Origin of the sequence: Rhodococcus sp. 14C212, from assembly GCF_011058195.1 — a bacterium.
GTDB classification, from domain to species: domain Bacteria; phylum Actinomycetota; class Actinomycetes; order Mycobacteriales; family Mycobacteriaceae; genus Rhodococcus; species Rhodococcus aetherivorans.
The window spans coordinates 13,364-30,482 of sequence record NZ_JAALEH010000046.1; the positions used below are offsets into that span (position 1 = coordinate 13,364).

Here is a 17,119-nt window from a genome sequence, read left to right on the forward strand (position 1 = left end):
CTCTCGACCTTAGTTGCCGCACCCGCCGGATCACCGTCGTACTCGTACTACTTGGTGATCTCGAAGCCGAGCCGGCGTGCGGCCCGGGCCTTCTGCCGGCTGGCCCGCAGCCGGCGCAACCGCTTGACGAGCATGGGGTCGGCCGCCAGCGCCTCCGGCCGGTCCACCAGCGCGTTGAGGACCTGGTAGTAGCGGGTCGCGGACAGACCGAAGAGTTCCTTGATCGCCTCTTCCTTGGCGCCCGCGTACTTCCACCACTGCCGCTCGAAGGCGAGGATGTCGCGCTCCCGGCGCGAGAGACCGTCCGCGCCGGCCTCGTCCGGGCCGGCCGCGGGGTGGTTGTTCTCGGCGTGGTTGCTCCGGTCGGAAACCTGCTCGGATTCGTTACCGATATGCGCTGCTGCGCCGTCCATCTCACTCCTCGACTGCCTCGAATCACTCCGAGGTCCGATCGGACCCGGGTGTTTCCGAGGGCAATTCAACCATGGTGGTACGACAGGTACCGGCTCAACGGACGGGCGAGTCCCGCCCACTATCCTCTTGCACCATGGCAATTCTTCCGATCCGGATCGTCGGTGACCCCGTCCTGCATCACCCGACGAAACCGGTCACCCAGTCGCCGGCCGAACTGGCCCAGCTGATCGCCGACATGTACGAGACGATGGACGCCGCGAACGGCGTCGGTCTCGCCGCCAACCAGGTCGGTGTCGACCTGCGGCTGTTCGTCTACGACTGCCCCGACCTGGACGGGGCCGGCAACGTGGTCCGCCGCCGCGGCGAGGTGATCAACCCGGTGCTCGAGACGTCGGAGATCCCCGAGACCATGCCCGACCCCGACGACGACGTCGAGGGGTGCCTGTCGGTCCCCGGCGAGCAGTTCCCCACCGGGCGCGCCGAGTGGGCGAAGGTCACCGGCACCGACGCCGAGGGCAACCCGATCGAGATCGAGGGCCACGGCTTCTTCGCCCGGATGTTGCAGCACGAGGTCGGCCACCTCGACGGCTACCTGTACGTCGACAAGCTCATCGGACGCAACGCCCGCGCCGCCAAGAAGACGATCAAGCGGGCGGGGTGGGGCGTGCCCGGCCTCAGCTGGGTGCCCGGGACGGTCGAGGACCCGTTCGGCCACGACGACGACGAGGACTGACGCACCGGTGACGACCGAGCAGCCCGTACCCGTCGGCACCCGGGTGGTGCTGCGCTACCGGCTGCCCGCCGGCTACAGCCACCCGATGACCGACGTGATCGGCGAGCTGGTCTCCCTAGAACCGGCCGTGGTGGTGCGCACCGCCGACCGCCGCCTCGTGCAGGTCGCGCCCGACGCCGTGGTCGCGCTCAAGGCACTCGGTGCCCGGCCGATCCGCACCGGTGAGATCCGCGCCCTCGAGAACGCCGCGGCCGCCGCCTGGCCCGGGCTGGAACAGGGCTGGATCGACGGCTGGCTCCTGCGGGCCGGCGCCGGCTTCACCGGCCGTGCGAACTCGGCCACCCCGCTCGGCGACCCGGGCACGGTCGCCGACCCTCTCGATCCGGACGTGCATGCCCGGATGCGCGCGTGGTTCGCGGTCCGCGGCCTGCCGCTGCGGCTCCTGCTCCCGGACCGGCTCGCGCGGCTCCCGCACGGGTGGGCACCGAGCGACGAGGTGCAGGTGCTGGCCGCCGACCTCGACAACGTGCCGCTGCCCGGCGTCGCCACCCCCGTGACCGTGAGCGCCGGCCCGGACCCCGGGTGGCTGTCGCTGTACCGGTATCGCGGCGCGCCGATGCCTGCCGAAGGCCGGGCGGTTGTCGAGTCCGTCCTGGGCGGCGTCCTGGGATTCGGCCGCATCGGCGGCGCCACGGAGACCCTGGCGATCGCCCGTGCCGCGGTCACCGACGCCCCCGACGGCCGCCGCTGGGTGGGCCTGACCGCCGTCGAGGTGGCCGCCGCGCACCGCCGGCACGGACTCGGCACGCTCGTGTGCGGGGCCCTGCTGCAGTGGGGTCGCGACCACGGCGCCACCCACGCATACCTGCAGGTCGCGGCGGGGAACGCCGCCGCCCGGGGCCTGTACCGGGCGCTCGGATTCGTCGAGCACCACCGCTACCGGTACGCCACGGAACCTGTCGGTCCGCTCGCCTAGAGTGGGGACGTGCGTCTTGCTACCTGGAACGTGAACTCCGTCCGTGCCCGTACCGACCGGATCCTCGACTGGCTGCAGCGGACGGGCACCGATGTGCTCGCCATGCAGGAGACCAAGTGCAAGGACGAGCAGTTCCCGTACGAGCGGTTCGAAGAACTCGGCTACCGGGTGGCACACGTGGGGCTCTCCCAGTGGAACGGCGTTGCCATCGCCTCCCGCATCGGTCTCGACGACGTGCAGGTCGGGTTCGAGGACCAGCCCGGGTTCACCAAGGACCCGGACGCCGACCCGGCACAGGAGGCCCGGGCGATCGGCGCGACGTGCGGCGGCGTGCGGGTGTGGAGCCTGTACGTGCCCAACGGGCGCGAGCTGGCCGATCCCCACTACGTCTACAAGCTCGAGTGGCTGGCGAAGCTGCGGGCCGACGCACAGGCCTGGCTCGCCGCCGACCCGCGCAAGCAGATCGCGCTCGTCGGTGACTGGAACATCGCTCCCACCGACGAGGACGTGTGGGATCCGGCGTTCTTCGAGGGCCGGACGCACACGTCGGAGCCGGAGCGGGAGGCGTTCCGCGCCTTCCTCGACGGCGGCTTCACCGACGTGGTGCGCCCGCACGCCCCGGGCCCGGGTGTATACACCTACTGGGACTACACCCAGCTGCGCTTCCCGAAGCGCCAGGGCATGCGCATCGACTTCGTCCTCGGCTCCCCCGCGCTCGCGGCGCGGGTCTCCGGCGCGGAGATCGACCGCAACGAGCGCAAGGGCAAGGGCGCGAGCGACCACGCGCCCGTCGTCGTCGACCTCGCCGACTGAGGCGCCCCGGCCACGGCGGTGCGGAAACCGCGCGTCAGCGACGGCCGGCGGTCGGCTCGAGCGGCAGGACGACGTCCCGGTACTCGGGGTGGGCGGTGAGGAATCGTTGCACGTAGGTGCACACGGGCCGGACCCGCCAGCCGCGTTCGCGCGCGAGATCCAGGGAGTGGCCCACGAGCACCCCCGCGAGCCCACGGTGCCCGAAGTCCTCGACGATGACGGTGTGCAGGAAATCGACGACGGGATGGTTGCGCCCGGGCACGCCCGAGGGACGATCCGTGTCGAAATACCCGAGGATCCCGACAAGATCCCCGTTGAGGCGCAGCTCGAAGCGGTTCTGATCCTTGTTGTCGGTCACCTCGGTTCGCGGCGAGTTGACGAGCATGATCCCTCCGTGGTGCCGTAACCGAACTGTGACCTACGCCACTATAGAGCATGCAGGGTGTATCCGCCGAGACGTGCGGGACATATATCTGCACTGCCCCGGGCACCGTGCCGCACTGCCCCCGGCACGAGACTGCGCTAGGGTGGCACCGCACATCGCAACCACACGGGAGCTCGCACCAGCGGGCTGAGAGGACGGCTCGGGGCCGTCGACCGTAGAACCTGACCGGGTAATTCCGGCGTAGGGAGATCATCTCGTGAGCACAGCTGTATCCGGCTCGTCCGCGTCCGGCGCGGGCACCGTCACCACCGGCCCCATCGAGGGCAGCACCAAGCACTACGTCGCCGTGCCCGGGGAACCGGGCATGTCGGTCCCGGTCCGCCGGGTTCACCTGACCACCGGCGAACACCACGACCTGTACGACACGTCCGGGCCGTACACCGAGTCCGACGTCGTTGTCGACCTGACCGCGGGGCTGCCGGCACTGCGGGCCGGGTGGCGGCGGCACCCGGGCACGCAGCTCGCCGCCGCCCGCGCGGGCGTCGTCACCCCGGAGATGCGCTACTGCGCCGCCCGCGAGGGCGTACCCGCCGAGACGGTCCGCGCCGAGGTCGCCGCCGGTCGGGCCGTGATCCCGGCGAACCACCGCCACCCCGAGCTCGAGCCGATGGTCATCGGCAAGGCGTTCGGGGTGAAGGTCAACGCGAACATCGGCAACAGCGCGGTGACGTCCTCGATCGCCGAGGAGGTCGACAAGATGGTGTGGGCGACCCGGTGGGGGGCCGACACCGTCATGGACCTGTCCACCGGCCCGCGCATCCACGAGACCCGCGAGTGGATCCTGCGCAACTCGCCGGTGCCCGTCGGCACGGTGCCGATCTATCAGGCCGTCGAGCAGGCCGGTGGGGATCCGGCGGCACTGACCTGGGAGATGTACCGCGACACCGTGATCGAACAGTGCGAGCAGGGCGTCGACTACATGACCGTCCACGCCGGCGTGCTGCTGCGGCACATCCCGCTCACCGCGCACCGGGTGACCGGCATCGTCTCGCGCGGCGGCGCCATCATGGCCGCATGGTGCCTGGCGCACCATCGGGAGTCGTTCCTGTACACACATTTCGCCGAGTTGTGCGAGATCCTGCAACGCTACGACGTGACGATCTCCCTCGGCGACGGGCTGCGTCCCGGCTCCGTCGCCGACGCCAACGACGCCGCCCAGTTCGCCGAGCTGCGCACGCTCGGGGAGCTCACCCGCGTCGCGAAGTCGCACGGCGTCCAGGTGCTGATCGAGGGCCCCGGGCACGTGCCGATGCACCTGATCGAGGAGAACGTGCGGCTCGAGGAGGAGCTGTGCGAGGAGGCTCCCTTCTACACCCTCGGGCCGCTCACCACCGACATCGCTCCCGCCTACGACCACATCACCTCGGCGATCGGCGCCGCGATGATCGCCCGGGCCGGCACCGCGATGCTGTGCTACGTCACGCCCAAGGAGCACCTGGGCCTGCCGGATCGGGACGACGTCAAGACCGGGGTGATCGCGTACCGGATCGCCGCCCACGCGGCGGACCTCGCCAAGGGCCACCCGCGCGCCCGGGAACGCGACGACGCGCTCTCCCGCGCCCGGTTCGAGTTCCGGTGGCACGACCAGTTCGCGCTGTCCCTCGACCCGGACACCGCCCGCGCGTTCCACGACGAGACGCTGCCGGCGGAGCCGGCCAAGAAGGCCCACTTCTGCTCGATGTGCGGCCCGAAGTTCTGCTCGATGCGGATCTCCGCGGACGTGCGGGCCGGGCTGGCCGGCAAGGCCGCCGAATTCACCGGCGCGGGCGGTCGGGTCTACGTCCCGATCGAATCGGTAGGGTCGCAGCCGTGAAGCTGCTGCCCCTGGCCCCGAAGGGCCGAACCCCGGTCCGTGCCCTCACCATCGCCGGAACCGACTCGGGTGGCGGGGCCGGCATCCAGGCCGACTCGCGCACCATGGCGATGTGCGGCGTGCACGCCTGCGTCGCCGTCGCGGCCGTGACCGTGCAGAACTCCGTGGGCGTCAGCGGCTTTCACGAGATCCCGCCCGAGACGGTGGCCGCGCAGGTGCGGTGCGTGGTGGAGGACATCGGCGTCTCGGGTGCCAAGACCGGCATGCTCGCCTCCACCGGGATCATCGAGGCGGTCGCGGCGGTGTGCGCGGAGGTCGGCATCGGCCGCGATCGGCCGGTGCCGCTCGTGGTCGACCCGGTGTGCGCGTCCATGCACGGCGATCCCCTGCTGCACGCGGAGGCTCTCGACGCGGTGCGGCACACCCTGATACCGCAGGCCACGGTGGTCACGCCGAACCTCGACGAGGTGCGGCTGATCACCGGCATCGAGGTCGTCGACGACGCCTCTGCGCGACGCGCCGCCGAGGCGCTGCACGGCCTCGGCGCGCAGTGGGCGATCGTCAAGGGCGGGCACCTGCGCACCTCCGACGTCAGCACCGACCTGCTGTTCGACGGGGACCGGTTTCTCGAGTTCACCAGCCCCCGCATCGACACCGGCAACGACCACGGCGGCGGCGACACGCTCGCCGCGGCGATCGCGTCGGCCCTCGCCCACGGGTGGTCGGTGCCCGAGGCCGTGGAGTTCGGCAAGGAGTGGGTCACCCGGTGCCTGGAGTGGTCGTACGACCTCGGCGCCGGGCACGGCCCGGTCAACCCCCTGTGGCGACTGCAGCCCTGATCCGCCAGATCCCCAGTTCCGGCGGCACGCCCTTGGGGGCCGAGGCGAACAGCCCGCGCCGGTGCGGGCGCACCTCGAGGCCGAGCGTGTCGAGGGCACCGGCCGGCAGTGCGTCGAGCGTCGCCGAGGACACCACCACGTGCCCGTTCCCGGCGAGCTCCATCATGCGGGCCGCGACGGTGACGTCGACGCCCAGCCAGTCGCTGCCGATCCGCCGGGGCAGACCGGTGTGCGCGCCGACCCGGATCCGCGGCCGGTAGCCGTCCACGGTCACCGCCGTCAGGGCGGCCCGCGCCGCGAAGATCGCTTCCAGCGCCCGTTCCGGCCGGTCGAACACCACCATCAGACCGTCGCCGAGCCGCTTGACGACGGTGCCGCCGCGGTCCGTGAACGCCGGCTCCAGCGCCCGGGCGACGCTCCGCAGCAGGTCGAGGGTGGCGACGTCACCCGCGGCGAGGGACCACGTCGAGAACCCCACGAGGTCGGTGAAGACCACGGTGACCTCCCGGTCGCCGCGGCCGGCACCGGCGCGTTCGAGCAGCGCCTGCCACGCCTGCAGCACGCCGAATCCGAGTTCGTGCACCGCGCTCGGTTCGTCGACGTCGCGCCACCGTCCGGCGAGCCGGGCGACGGCCTGCGGCCCGCTGGTCCCGGCGGTGGACAGCGGATCGCCGAACCCGGGATCGCCGGGGAGCGTGCGCCGCAGCCGCCGGGCCAGCCGGACCAGCTCGGGCCGCCGGTCCACGGCCGAGAACCGGTCCGCGAGGCGACGACCGAAGCCCGGCGCCGGCGTCTCATCCATCGGAGCGGACCTCGGTGCGCTGCGGCCCGACGGGAACCCCGTCCGGTCCCGTGACGGTCCGCGCATACGTGCCCACCCCGTACCCGACGGCCGACGCGGCGACGGCGAGTGCGGCCCGGTCGATGTTGGCGAGCGTGTCCTGCGGGCTGTGGTAGTTCGGGTCGAACGGCGCGTCGCCGGTGCCGCCCCACTTGCCCGCCTGCTCCGGGGTCTTGCGGTCGTCGGCACCGGAGAACACGCCCCCGGCGGGGATGCCCGCGTCGACGAACGGCCCGTAGTCGGAGCGGCCGTCGAAGTCGGTGCCGTCCGCGGCGACGCCCCGCGACGTCAGGTAGCCCAGGAACGTGCGCTCGATGCCGGCCGAGCCTTCCGGCCCGGGCCCGGCGCCCACCGCGTCGGAGTCGTCGCCGTCGTAGACGAGGTATCCCGGGTTCGGCGACCCGAGCATGTCGAAGTTCAGGTACAGGGCGATGTCCTCGCGGGCGGCGTCGTCCAGGGACGCCAGGTAGTCGGTGGAGCCGACCAGCCCGACCTCCTCGGCGCCCCAGAACGCGAACCGCACCGCATTGGTGACACCCGGGTCGCTGCCGAGCTGCAGGGCCGTCTCGAGCACCGCGGCGACGCCGGTGCCGTTGTCGTTGATGCCCGGCCCCTCCGGGACGCTGTCGAGGTGGGCGCCGACGACGACCACGTCGTCGGTCGAGCCCGTGGCGGTCTGCGCGAGCACGTTGCGCGAGCGCACGCTGTCGACGCGGGTGTCGAGGACGAGGGTCACCGTGGCGGGTGCGGCGGCGAGCGCGCGGCCGTCGGCGCCGCTGATCCCCGCGGCGGGCACGAGGTCGTTGCCCTCCTCCCCGAGGGTGGCGCCGGCGAGCGCATCGTCCTCGTTGTTGGCGACGAGGATCGCCGCCGCACCGCGTTCGGCCGCGACCTGCTGCTTGACGAAGAACGGGCACACTCCGCGCGTGACGAGCACGACGGCGCCGGAGACGTCGAGCCCGTCGTAGTCGGAGGCCTCGCACCCGGGCGTGTCGTCGGCGGGCACCGGCACGAGCCGGGCGGTGAGCCCGTCCGGGCCGGTGGACGGCGAGAACTCGAGGGCCCGGACCGGCACCGGCGCGCCGGCCACGGTCAGGGTCTCGGTCTCGACGTCGAAACTGCGGACGTCGAATTCCGGGGTCTGCACGTCGAATCCTGCGTCACGCAACCGGCCGGCGACGTAGTCGACGCTCGCGTCGTAGCCGGCGGTGCCCACGGCGCGGTTGCCGTCGTGCTCGGTGGCGATGCGTTCGAGTTCCGTGAGGTGGCCGACCACCGCGTCGATTCCCACGGCCCCCGCCAGCGCGGCCGGGTCCACCGGCGGCGGCGACGGTAGCTCCTCCGAGCATGCCGCCACCAGCAGCACGATCGCCGCGACGACGCCCCCGACCCGTACCCGCGCTCCCCGATTCATCCGCCGAGGATACTCACGCGTCGCGCCGGTTCACCACGACCAGCGCGGCCGCGAACACCACGCCGACGAACACCGCGAAGTACACCAGCGAACCCCACGGCCCCCAGTGGAAGTCGATGCCCTGCTCGCTGCCGAGGAAGTGGTTGGCATTGGCGAACGGCAGGAAGGGCTGCACCTGCCGGCCGAACGAGCCGAACAGCGCGAACAGCGACTCGATCAGCAGCGGCCACAACAGCAGCAGCGCGATGGTGCCGGCGGACTGGCGCAACAGCGCCCCCACCGCGACGGCGAGCACCGCGCACAGCAGGGCGTAGATCGAGACGCCGTAGATCGACCGCCACGCATCGTCGCCCTCGAGCACCAGGTCCCGCCCGGCCTCCGGGCCGGCGAGGGCTTTGGCGAGAGAGAACGAAGCGAGGGCCAGCACGCCGGTCAGCACCGCGCCGAACACCCCGATCAGCAGCGCCTTGACGACGAGGACGGCGGTGCGGTTCGGCATGGCCTGGAACGTGGTACGGATGACCCCGAACCGGTACTCGCTGGTCACCGACAGCGCCGCGAGGATCATCAGCACGAGCACGCCGAAGCCGGCGACGCCGCTGACCGCGATGTCCACGGTCGGGTAGAACCGGCCGACCTCGTCGTCGACGGACATGCTCGCCTTGGACGCGGCACCGAGGATCGCCGCGAGGCCGAGGCCCAGCGCGACGATCACGACGGTGCACCACCACGGCGACTGGGTGGAGGTCAGCTTTATCCGTTCCGCCTTGACGGTGTCCACGACCACGCTCGTCGTGCCGGCGTTGTCCACGGCCACGCTCATCGCAGCTCCCCCTTCATCGGCTGCACAGCCGGGCCCCCGGCCACGGCTCCCTGGTACTGCACGTCGTCTCCGGTCAGTTTCATGAACGCCTCCTCGAGCGACGCGTTCTGGCCCGCCAGCTCGTGCAGCACCACCGAGTGCGCGGCGGCGAGCTCGCCGACCTGCGCGGTGGTGACGCCGGTGACGATCAGCGCGCCCTCGTCGTCCCGGACGGTGTGGCCCTGGCCGGTCAGTGCCGTCCGCAGCGTGTCGAGCTGTGGGCTGCGCACCCGCACCGTCGCCTCCGACGCCCGCTCGACGAACTCCGCGACGGACGTGTCCGCGATGAGCCGACCCCGGCCGATCACCAGCAGGTGGTCGGCGGTCTGCGCCATCTCCGACAGCAGGTGACTCGACACGAGCACGGTGCGGCCCTCCGCCGCGAGGACCTGCATGAACCGCCGGATCCACACGATGCCCTCGGGATCCAGGCCGTTGACGGGTTCGTCGAACAGCAGCACCTTCGGGTCACCGAGCAGAGCACCGGCCAGTCCCAGCCGCTGGGACATGCCGAGCGAGAAACCGCCCGCGCGCTTGTCGGCCACCTCGGTCAGGCCGACGAGCGCGAGCACCTCCTCGACCCGCGAGTTCGGCAGGCCGTTGGACGCGGCGAGCCAGCGCAGGTGCGCCCGCGCCGACCGGTTCGGATGCACCCAGCGCGCGTCGAGCAGCGCGCCGACGGTCCGCAACGGCCGCTTCAGCTGCCGGTAGGGGACGCCGTCGATCAGCGCGGTCCCGGCGGTGGGCCGGTCGAGGCCGAGGATCATCCGCATCGTCGTGGATTTGCCGGCCCCGTTGGGGCCGAGGAATCCGGTGACGATTCCCGGCCGGACCGTGAACGTCACATCGTCGACGGCGACGGTGGAACCGAAGGTCTTCGTCAGTCCGGTCACTTCGATCATGACCCACAGCCTGCCCGATTCGGGCGGATCGCGCCGCGCGGGGTCACCCTACGGTCCTGCGTGCCGGTCGATCAGTGGTGGTCGGTGCATGCGACGACGAGGACCTCGGCGGCCGCCGGGCCGGTGCTGCGGATCGGTTCCACCGCCCGCACCTGCCGGGCCGTTACCAGCCGTCGACGGGGGGTCAGGGGCGTGGATCGCGGCGCGGCAGGCGTGGACGGCGTCTGTCGATCAAGCGGTTTCGGCGATGACGAGCGCGGTGACGTAGCCGCCGTACTTGTCGTCGAAATTCTTGTCGGCGTAGTGACATTCCACCCGGAAGGTCACCGTGGCGCCCGAGATGGAAACGAGATCGGTGTCCACCTCCACGATGTTGATGTGGTGATCATCGGCGTCGTAGTCGAGCTTGAAGCCGTTGAGGGCGACTCCGGCGCGCAGCACGTTTCGCGGGAACGACACCGACTGCTGAATGCTCCTGCGGCCCGTTCCGACCGGAATCGTGACCGAAGGGGTGAGGAAAGATAGTGCCATGGGACTGGTCCTCTCTGGTGGCGACCTGACACCTCGACTGTGAGCTGCGGGTTGCGCGGCAGCAACGCACCCTGGGGTGCATCCACGCAACCCCCGGGCTGAATCTGCTCGGCACCGAGCACCTGCGCCCGGACATCGCACCGGACGAGGTATGCGATGTGCTGTGGACCTACATCGCCCTCGATCTCTACGAACTGCTGGTGTTGTGCCGGTGACTCTGCTCGCCGGCCGGGCGGTGGTGGGCCGATCCCGGCTTCCGGGGCCGCCGCAAGTTGCTGCTCGAGTTCACATCGGGGCGCCCTACGGTTCGAGCGGCGAGGACGCCTGGGCCCAGAACCGCTTCGGGATGCGGCCCGCGTGCCGGGCCCGGAAACCCGCCTCGACGGCGTGCCGCATCGCCGACGCCATGAGCGCCGGGTCCTTCGCCCGCGTCACCGCGGTCGCCAGCAGCACCGCGTCGCACCCGAGTTCCATCGCGAGCGCGGCGTCCGAGGCGGTGCCGATGCCGGCGTCGAGGATCACCGGCACCCCGGCGGCCTCGACGATCATCTCGATGTGGTGCGGGTTGGCGATGCCCAGGCCGGTCCCGATCGGCGAGCCCAGCGGCATCACGGCGGCGCAGCCGACGTCCTCGAGCCGTCGCGCCAGCACCGGATCGTCCGTCGTGTAGGGCAGCACGACGAACCCGTCGTCGACGAGTTGCTCGGCGGCGGAGACGAGTTCGATCGCGTCGGGCAGCAGGGTGCGTTCGTCGGCGATGACCTCGAGCTTGACCCAGTCCGTCCCGAGGGCCTCGCGGCCGAGTCGGGCGGTGAGCACTGCCTCGGCGGCGCCGCGGCAGCCGGCGGTGTTGGGCAGCGGCGCGATGCCGAGGCGGCGCAGCAGGTCGAGCACGCCGGTCCCGGACCCCGCGTCCACCCGGCGCATCGCCACGGTGGTCAGCTCGGTGCCGGAGGCGACGAGGGCCTCCTCGAGCACCGCGAGGTTCGCGGCCCCACCGGTGCCGGTGATGAGCCGCGACGCGAAGGTTTGCCCGGCGATCGTCAGCGGCGGCAGGTCGTGGCCGGGATCGCGGCCGGTGTCGCGCTCAGCCACCCTGCACCGCCGTGAGAACCTCGATCTGCCAGCCCTTTTCGACGCGTTCGGACCAGCGCCCCCGCGGGAACACGGCACCGTCCACGGCGACGGCGACGCCCCTGTCGGGCAGACCGAGCTCGCTCAGCAGTTCGGCCATCGTCGGTGCCTGCGCGAACCAGCGCTCCTCCCCGTTGACCGTGACACCCACCGTCGGCGCACCGTTCATGACCTTCTTCCCTTCGAGAATCGTTGCGGATCAGCATGTTTCGAAACAGCAAGAGGTTCGTCCGCGAGCTCCGCGACCACCGCGTCCGCAGTGACCGGGGTCAGCAGCACCCCGTTGCGGCCGTGCCCGGTCGCGGCGATCACCCGTTCGGACAGCCGGCCGATCAGCGGCAGGTTGTCCGGGCTCATGGGCCGCAGCCCCGCGCTCGCCTCGTGCAGCTCGTACTCGCCGATCGCCGGGAACAGTGCCTCGGCGTCGGCGATCAGGTCCCGCACCCCCGCGACGGTGACCTGCGTGTCGTCGGCCTCGTACTGGGTCGCGCCCACGACGAGGCCGTCCGCGCGGGGCACCAGGTATGCCGGTCGGCCGTGCACACTGCCGCGAACCGTCCGGTGCGGGGCGGGGGCCGCGCCCGGGCGGGTCCGCAAGCGCAGGATCTCCCCCTTGACCGGCCGCACCGGTAAGCCCGGCCACAGCCGCGCGGACGCCGCGCCCGCCGCGAGCACCACCCGGTCGGCGTCCAGGTCCGCGAGGTCGCGCACCGGCACATCGACCAGGGCCACACCGGCCTCGGCGACGGCCCGCCGCAGCGCGTCGACGAGGATCCGGTTGTCCACGGCCAGCTCGTCCGGGGCCAGCAGGCCCAGGCGGATGCGCGGCCCCAGCGACGGCTCGAGCTCGCGCACCTCGGCGCGGCCGAGCACGCGCATCTCGTGCCCCTGAGCCGACACCCACTCGGCGATCGTGCGCAGATCGGCCGCGTCGGCCGCGTCCAGCGCGACGGTCAGCGACGCGTCGGAGGTGAACAGGTCCAGACCGGTCGCCCGCAACAGTTCGGCGCCGAACTCCGGCCAGCGGGCCAGCGACGCCGCGCCCAGCTCGAGGACGTGTTCCTCCCCCGGCCAGCCCTCCGACAACGGTGCCAGCATCCCGCCGGCCACCCACGACGCCCCCGCCCCCGGGGACGGGTCGTGCACGGTCACGGTCCAGCCGGCACGGGCCGCGCGCCACGCGATCGACAGCCCGATCACGCCTCCGCCGACGACGGATACGGTTCCCACAGTTCGTCCACCTCACTCCCTGCGCCGGCATGATCCGGTTCAGGTGCTGACGGTCGGGGCCGGCAGGCCCCCTCTCAGCCCCGCGATCCCCGGGACTCCCGTGTCGATTCGTTCAGTGCAGAGACTACCGTCTTCGCCGTGACTACCTACCGCGGCAACCGTCCCGCCCCCCGGGAACGCCTCGCGCAGGCCCGGCTCTACCTGTGCACCGACGCCCGTCGCGACACCGGAGACCTGGCCCGATTCGTGGAGGAGGCCCTCGCGGGCGGAGTCGACATCGTCCAGCTCCGCGACAAGGGCTCGGCGGGCGAGAAGAAGTTCGGCCCGCTCGAGGCCCGCGAGGAACTCGCGGCACTCGAGGTGCTGGCGGCGGCGTGCCGCCGGCACGGTGCGCTGCTGGCCGTCAACGACCGTGCCGACATCGCCCTCGCCGCGGGCGCCGACATCCTGCACCTGGGTCAGGGCGACCTGCCGGTGCGATACGCCCGGCAGATCCTCGGCGAGGAGATCGTGATCGGCCGGTCCACCGGAAGCCGCGCGCAGGCGAGCCTGTCCGACATCGAGGAGGGCGTCGACTACTTCGCCCACGGGCCGGTGTGGTCCACCCCCACCAAGCCGGGGCGCACCCCGGCGGGACTCGAGGTGCTGCGGGAGGTGGCCCGGTCGCAGCCGCAGCGGCCGTGGTTCGCGATCGGCGGCATCGACGCCGAGCGGCTGCCCGAGGTGCTCGCCGCCGGCGCCACCCGCATCGCGGTGGTCCGTGCCATCACCGCGGCACCGAACCCGCGGGCCGCGGCGGCGGCGCTGAAAGCCGCCCTGCCCGGCTGACAGTCGGCTGGAGCCAGCCCGCCGGCCGGCAGTCCGCTAGAGCCAGCCCAGGACCGTCGACGGCGACAGGGCCGGCACGTCCCCGGGCAGCCGGGCGCGCAGTCCCCGGTCGGCTGTCACCACCACGGTGAGCACCTGGTCCAGCACGGCCGACGTGCCCGCCGCCAGGGAGGCCAGCTCGTCGTCTCCGCTGCCGGCGGCGGTGTGCACCGGGGTGCGGTCGTCGTCGATCACCGCCTCGCGGGCCTGTCCCTCGAGGACCGCCTCGATGCGGCTCACCCAGCCGAAGCACCCGTCGGGCAGCTCGACGGTGCGGGGCAACGCCGCCGCCAGCTCCGCGAGCAGTCGTGCGGTGGCGCCCGGGCGGTCGCGCCACCAGCCCGTCGGCCGCGCCCCGAGGACGTTGGCGGTGTCGAGCAGCATCCGCACCGCGCGGGTCCGCAGGTCCGGCCAGGCCGCCGCGAACCCGGTGTGCAGCGGCATGGTCTCGACGTCGGCCTCCGGCACCCAGCGCAGTTCGGTGCTCTCGCCGTTGAGGGTCGTCTCCATCGGGGTCGGGGTGTCCGCGACGACCGTCGTGTACGTCCATCCCCCGGCCACGCCGGAGGTGACCCGCTCGGTGCGCACGCTCAGTGCCGCCGGGTCGATCCCGGTCTCCTCGTTCGCTTCCCGCACGGCCGCGGCGACGGGACTCTCGTCGCTGTCGCGGGCGCCGCCGGGCAGCGCCCACGTGCCGCCCTGGTGGCTCCACGCCGCGCGGTGCTGCAGCAACACGGCCGGCGTGCCGTCGGGCAGCGGCGCGCGCAGCAGCAGTCCGGCCGCGCCGAATCTGCCCCACCGGCGATCACCGTCGGGTCCCACGGCCCAGCCGTCCCCGTCACCTCGCATCGCGTCCGCCTCCCTGCCGCCCGGCCGCCGACCGCGAGCCGGGCGTCCACCGTCCTCGGACGGCAACAACATCCCGTTACTGCTTATATGCTCGCCACACACAGTGCCACATCGGAAGGGGTGCTCTCGTGGACGTGCGCGTGACCCCCACGCTCGGTGCGGTGGGGGGTCGCCTCCAGCGTAGCGACGTGCCGGCCGCCACGACCGCCCACGCCGGACCCCCCGACGAGCTGCGCGACCTGCTGCGATCCACCCCCGCCAAGCTCGTCACCCTCGGTGTGCTGCTCGCCGTGCTCCTCCTCGTCTCCGGGGTCGCGGCGGGCCAGACCGTCACCGGCCGCAAGGCCACCCACGATCGGTTGCTCGCCACCACCGAACCGCTCGCCGATGCCGCACAGAACCTCTACAGCGCGCTGTCGGTAGCGGACGCGGCGGCCGCCACCGGCTTCATCTCGGGCGGCATCGAGCCGAAGGAGGTCCGCGACCGCTACGCCCAGGCCATCGGCGAGGCGTCCGCCCAGCTCGTGGCCGCCGCCGGCGGGATTCCCGCCGACGACCGTGCGGGCACCCGGCTGCTGTCCGGCATCGCCGAACGCCTGACCGTGTACACGGGCCTGGTCGAGACGGCGCGGGCGAACAACCGCGTCGGCAACCCGGTGGGTGCCGCCTATCTCGGCGAGGCGTCGAACCTGATGCAGTCGGAGCTGCTGCCCATGGCGCAGGAGCTGCACACGCAGAGCGTCTCGGCGGTCTCGTCGACGCAGCGCGCCTCGGTGCGGCCACCGTGGACGTCGATCGGTCTGCTGCTGGTGACGGTCGTCGCGCTCACCGCGGTGCACGTCATCATCTCCCGGATCAGCCGGCGCACGCTCAATCCCGGTCTGCTGCTGTCGATCGCGGCGACGGGAATCCTGCTGTGCTGGCTGCTCGTGGCCGGACTGATCTCGTCGAGCGCGACCCAGCGGGCGATCGTGCACGGGGCCGAGCCGCTCGGTGTGTTCACCGACAGCCGCATCCTCGCGCAGCAGGCACGCACCGCGGAGACCCTGCAGCTCGTGCGCCGCGACGCCACCGGCGAGTACGACGCGACGTTCGACCAGAGCATGTCCCGGCTCGGTGAGCTGCTCGCCGGGTACGCGTCCGGCGAGGAGGTGGAGATCGTCACCGATCCCGCCGTGCGCGCCGCCGAGGCACGCACCGCATGGCTGGCGTCGCACAACCGCATGCAGGCCGCGCTCGACCGCGGGGACTTCCCGGCCGCCGCGATCCTCGCGACCGGCCCCGGCCCCGACGAGGCCGTCGCCCAGTTCGCCACCCTCGACCGCGCCCTCGAACGCGGCATCGACCTCGCCCGCGCCGAACTGCGCGGCAACGAGGACCGCGCCGCGCAGATCCTGTCCGCGCTCGCCCCCGCCACGACGGCGTTGACGGGGCTGGCGCTGCTCGGCATCGTCGTCGGGCTGTGGCCGCGCCTGCGGGAGTACCGGTGAACGTGCGTCGTCTCGTCGCCGCGACGGTCGTCGCCGTCGCCGCATTCACGGGCGGCTGCGCGACCTCGCCGCCGGAGATCCTCGCCGACCCGGACCCGTCCTATACCGAGCCGCCCCTGCCGGAACGCGCCATTGTCGCGCCCAGTGCGGCGCCCGTCCCCCCGGAACCGGACTGCGGCGACCCCACCGCCGGTCTGCGTCCCGACGGCGCGACGACCGGACCGACACTCGACGCGATCCGGGCGCGCGGCCGGCTCGTCGTCGGGCTCGACACCGGCAGCAACCTGATGAGCTTCCGGGATCCGGCGACCGGCCGGATCACCGGATTCGACGTGGACGTCGCGCGGGAGATCGCGCGGGACCTGCTCGGCAGCCCGGACCTGCTCGACTTCCGGATTCTCAGTTCCGCGGACCGCGAGCAGGCCCTGCAGGACTCCACCGTCGACATCGTCGCCAAGACGATGACGATCACGTGTGCCCGCCGCGAACGGGTCGACTTCTCCACCGTCTACTTCCGGGCCCAGCAGCGCGTCCTGGTGGTCAAGGGGTCCGATGTCCGCGACGTCGCCGACCTGGCCGGCCGGCGGGTGTGTGTCGTGCGGGGAACCACCTCGCTCGACCGCCTCCGGCAGCTGCAGCCGTCCGCGGCGATCCTCACCGTCCCGACGTGGGCGGACTGCCTCGTCGTGCTGCAGCAGCGTCAGGTGGACGCGGTGAGCACCGACGACACGATCCTCGCCGGCCTCGCCTCGCAGGATCCGTACCTCGAGCTGGTCGGGACGTCGATCGGCATCGAGCCGTACGGCATCGGCATCGCCAAGGGCCGCGAGGACCTGGTGCGGTTCGTCAACGGCACCCTCGAGCGGATCCGCCGCGACGGGACGTGGACGCAGCTCTACAACCGCTGGCTCCTCGTCCTCGGACCCGCCCCGGCGCCGCCGACCCCGACGTACGTGGACTGAGAGG

Annotated in this window: 19 protein-coding genes and 2 riboswitches; of the genes, 8 read left to right on the forward strand and 11 right to left on the reverse strand. The window is 72.4% G+C overall.

Features of this window, described 5'->3' with window-relative positions:
- Positions 1-47: 47 nt before the first annotated feature.
- Positions 48-413 carry a DUF3263 domain-containing protein gene (locus G6038_RS19050; protein WP_165039359.1) on the reverse strand — a complete coding sequence of 122 codons (366 nt, stop codon included), beginning with the start codon at positions 411-413 and terminating at the stop codon, positions 48-50.
- 134 nt (positions 414-547) lie between these two features.
- Between G6038_RS19050 and G6038_RS19055 the strand changes: the two genes are divergently transcribed.
- From G6038_RS19055 to G6038_RS19065, 3 genes are read left to right on the forward strand one after another with little or no spacing between them, the layout of a single operon-like run.
- The gene (locus G6038_RS19055; protein ID WP_100058906.1) at positions 548-1,147 is read left to right on the forward strand and encodes a peptide deformylase; all 600 of its coding nucleotides are present in this window, start codon (positions 548-550) and stop codon (positions 1,145-1,147) included.
- A 7-nt stretch (positions 1,148-1,154) separates the two neighbouring features.
- Positions 1,155-2,123 carry a GNAT family N-acetyltransferase gene (locus tag G6038_RS19060; protein ID WP_165039360.1) on the forward strand — a complete coding sequence of 323 codons (969 nt, stop codon included), beginning with the start codon at positions 1,155-1,157 and terminating at the stop codon, positions 2,121-2,123.
- Positions 2,124-2,132: 9 nt separating this feature from the next.
- Positions 2,133-2,936, forward strand: coding sequence for an exodeoxyribonuclease III (locus tag G6038_RS19065; protein WP_165039361.1), 804 nt, complete (start codon positions 2,133-2,135; stop codon positions 2,934-2,936).
- A 34-nt stretch (positions 2,937-2,970) separates the two neighbouring features.
- Here the strand turns inward: G6038_RS19065 and G6038_RS19070 are convergent, their stop codons facing one another.
- Positions 2,971-3,321 (reverse strand): GNAT family N-acetyltransferase, encoded by a 351-nt coding sequence (locus G6038_RS19070; protein WP_100059104.1) that lies wholly within the window; start codon positions 3,319-3,321, stop codon positions 2,971-2,973.
- A 155-nt stretch (positions 3,322-3,476) separates the two neighbouring features.
- Positions 3,477-3,586, forward strand: a riboswitch (TPP riboswitch).
- Between G6038_RS19070 and thiC the strand changes: the two genes are divergently transcribed.
- A complete protein-coding gene (gene thiC / locus G6038_RS19075; protein ID WP_165039362.1) occupies positions 3,578-5,194 on the forward strand; it encodes a phosphomethylpyrimidine synthase ThiC in 1,617 nt (538 codons plus the stop codon). Its footprint overlaps the riboswitch before it by 9 nt.
- Complete coding sequence (thiD, locus tag G6038_RS19080; RefSeq protein WP_165039363.1) at positions 5,191-6,033, forward strand: bifunctional hydroxymethylpyrimidine kinase/phosphomethylpyrimidine kinase; 843 nt, start codon at positions 5,191-5,193, stop codon at positions 6,031-6,033. The genes thiC and thiD overlap by 4 nt, the downstream gene beginning before the upstream one ends.
- Here the strand turns inward: thiD and G6038_RS19085 are convergent.
- The 8 genes from G6038_RS19085 to thiO form a co-directional block, all read right to left on the reverse strand.
- Entirely contained in the window at positions 6,005-6,835 is an 831-nt protein-coding gene (locus G6038_RS19085) for an adenylate/guanylate cyclase domain-containing protein (protein WP_165039364.1), read from the reverse strand. The two genes, thiD and G6038_RS19085, sit on opposite strands and share 29 nt — an antisense overlap.
- Positions 6,828-8,288 (reverse strand): M28 family peptidase, encoded by a 1,461-nt coding sequence (locus tag G6038_RS19090; protein WP_206025135.1) that lies wholly within the window; start codon positions 8,286-8,288, stop codon positions 6,828-6,830. Before G6038_RS19090 ends, G6038_RS19085 begins: the two co-directional genes overlap by 8 nt.
- 13 nt (positions 8,289-8,301) lie before the next feature.
- Complete coding sequence (locus G6038_RS19095) at positions 8,302-9,111, reverse strand: ABC transporter permease (protein ID WP_165039365.1); 810 nt, start codon at positions 9,109-9,111, stop codon at positions 8,302-8,304.
- Positions 9,108-10,052 carry an ABC transporter ATP-binding protein gene (locus G6038_RS19100; protein ID WP_165039366.1) on the reverse strand — a complete coding sequence of 315 codons (945 nt, stop codon included), beginning with the start codon at positions 10,050-10,052 and terminating at the stop codon, positions 9,108-9,110. The genes G6038_RS19095 and G6038_RS19100 overlap by 4 nt, the downstream gene beginning before the upstream one ends.
- Before the next feature lie 231 nt (positions 10,053-10,283).
- On the reverse strand, positions 10,284-10,583 hold the full coding sequence (locus G6038_RS19105; RefSeq protein WP_165039367.1) for a hypothetical protein: 300 nt from the start codon (positions 10,581-10,583) through the stop codon (positions 10,284-10,286).
- Positions 10,584-10,883: 300 nt separating this feature from the next.
- Entirely contained in the window at positions 10,884-11,678 is a 795-nt protein-coding gene (locus G6038_RS19110) for a thiazole synthase (protein ID WP_165039368.1), read from the reverse strand.
- Positions 11,671-11,886: a sulfur carrier protein ThiS gene (thiS, locus tag G6038_RS19115; protein WP_165039369.1), complete on the reverse strand. Its 216-nt coding sequence runs from the start codon at positions 11,884-11,886 to the stop codon at positions 11,671-11,673. Before thiS ends, G6038_RS19110 begins: the two co-directional genes overlap by 8 nt.
- Positions 11,883-12,947, reverse strand: a complete 1,065-nt coding sequence (gene thiO, locus G6038_RS19120) for a glycine oxidase ThiO (RefSeq protein ID WP_165039370.1) — start codon at positions 12,945-12,947, stop codon at positions 11,883-11,885. Before thiO ends, thiS begins: the two co-directional genes overlap by 4 nt.
- Positions 12,947-13,059, reverse strand: a riboswitch (TPP riboswitch). Its footprint overlaps the gene before it by 1 nt.
- Positions 13,060-13,085: 26 nt before the next feature.
- On the opposite strand from thiO, the gene thiE reads away from it, so the two are divergent.
- Positions 13,086-13,775, forward strand: a complete 690-nt coding sequence (thiE, locus tag G6038_RS19125) for a thiamine phosphate synthase (protein WP_165039371.1) — start codon at positions 13,086-13,088, stop codon at positions 13,773-13,775.
- A gap of 36 nt (positions 13,776-13,811) precedes the next feature.
- On the opposite strand, the gene G6038_RS19130 is transcribed toward thiE, so the two are convergent.
- Positions 13,812-14,663 carry an NUDIX hydrolase gene (locus G6038_RS19130; protein WP_165039372.1) on the reverse strand — a complete coding sequence of 284 codons (852 nt, stop codon included), beginning with the start codon at positions 14,661-14,663 and terminating at the stop codon, positions 13,812-13,814.
- A gap of 128 nt (positions 14,664-14,791) precedes the next feature.
- Between G6038_RS19130 and G6038_RS19135 the strand changes: the two genes are divergently transcribed.
- Positions 14,792-16,153: a hypothetical protein gene (locus G6038_RS19135; RefSeq protein ID WP_165039373.1), complete on the forward strand. Its 1,362-nt coding sequence runs from the start codon at positions 14,792-14,794 to the stop codon at positions 16,151-16,153.
- On the forward strand, positions 16,150-17,115 hold the full coding sequence (locus tag G6038_RS19140; protein ID WP_165039374.1) for a glutamate ABC transporter substrate-binding protein: 966 nt from the start codon (positions 16,150-16,152) through the stop codon (positions 17,113-17,115). The genes G6038_RS19135 and G6038_RS19140 overlap by 4 nt, the downstream gene beginning before the upstream one ends.
- Positions 17,116-17,119: the final 4 nt, after the last annotated feature.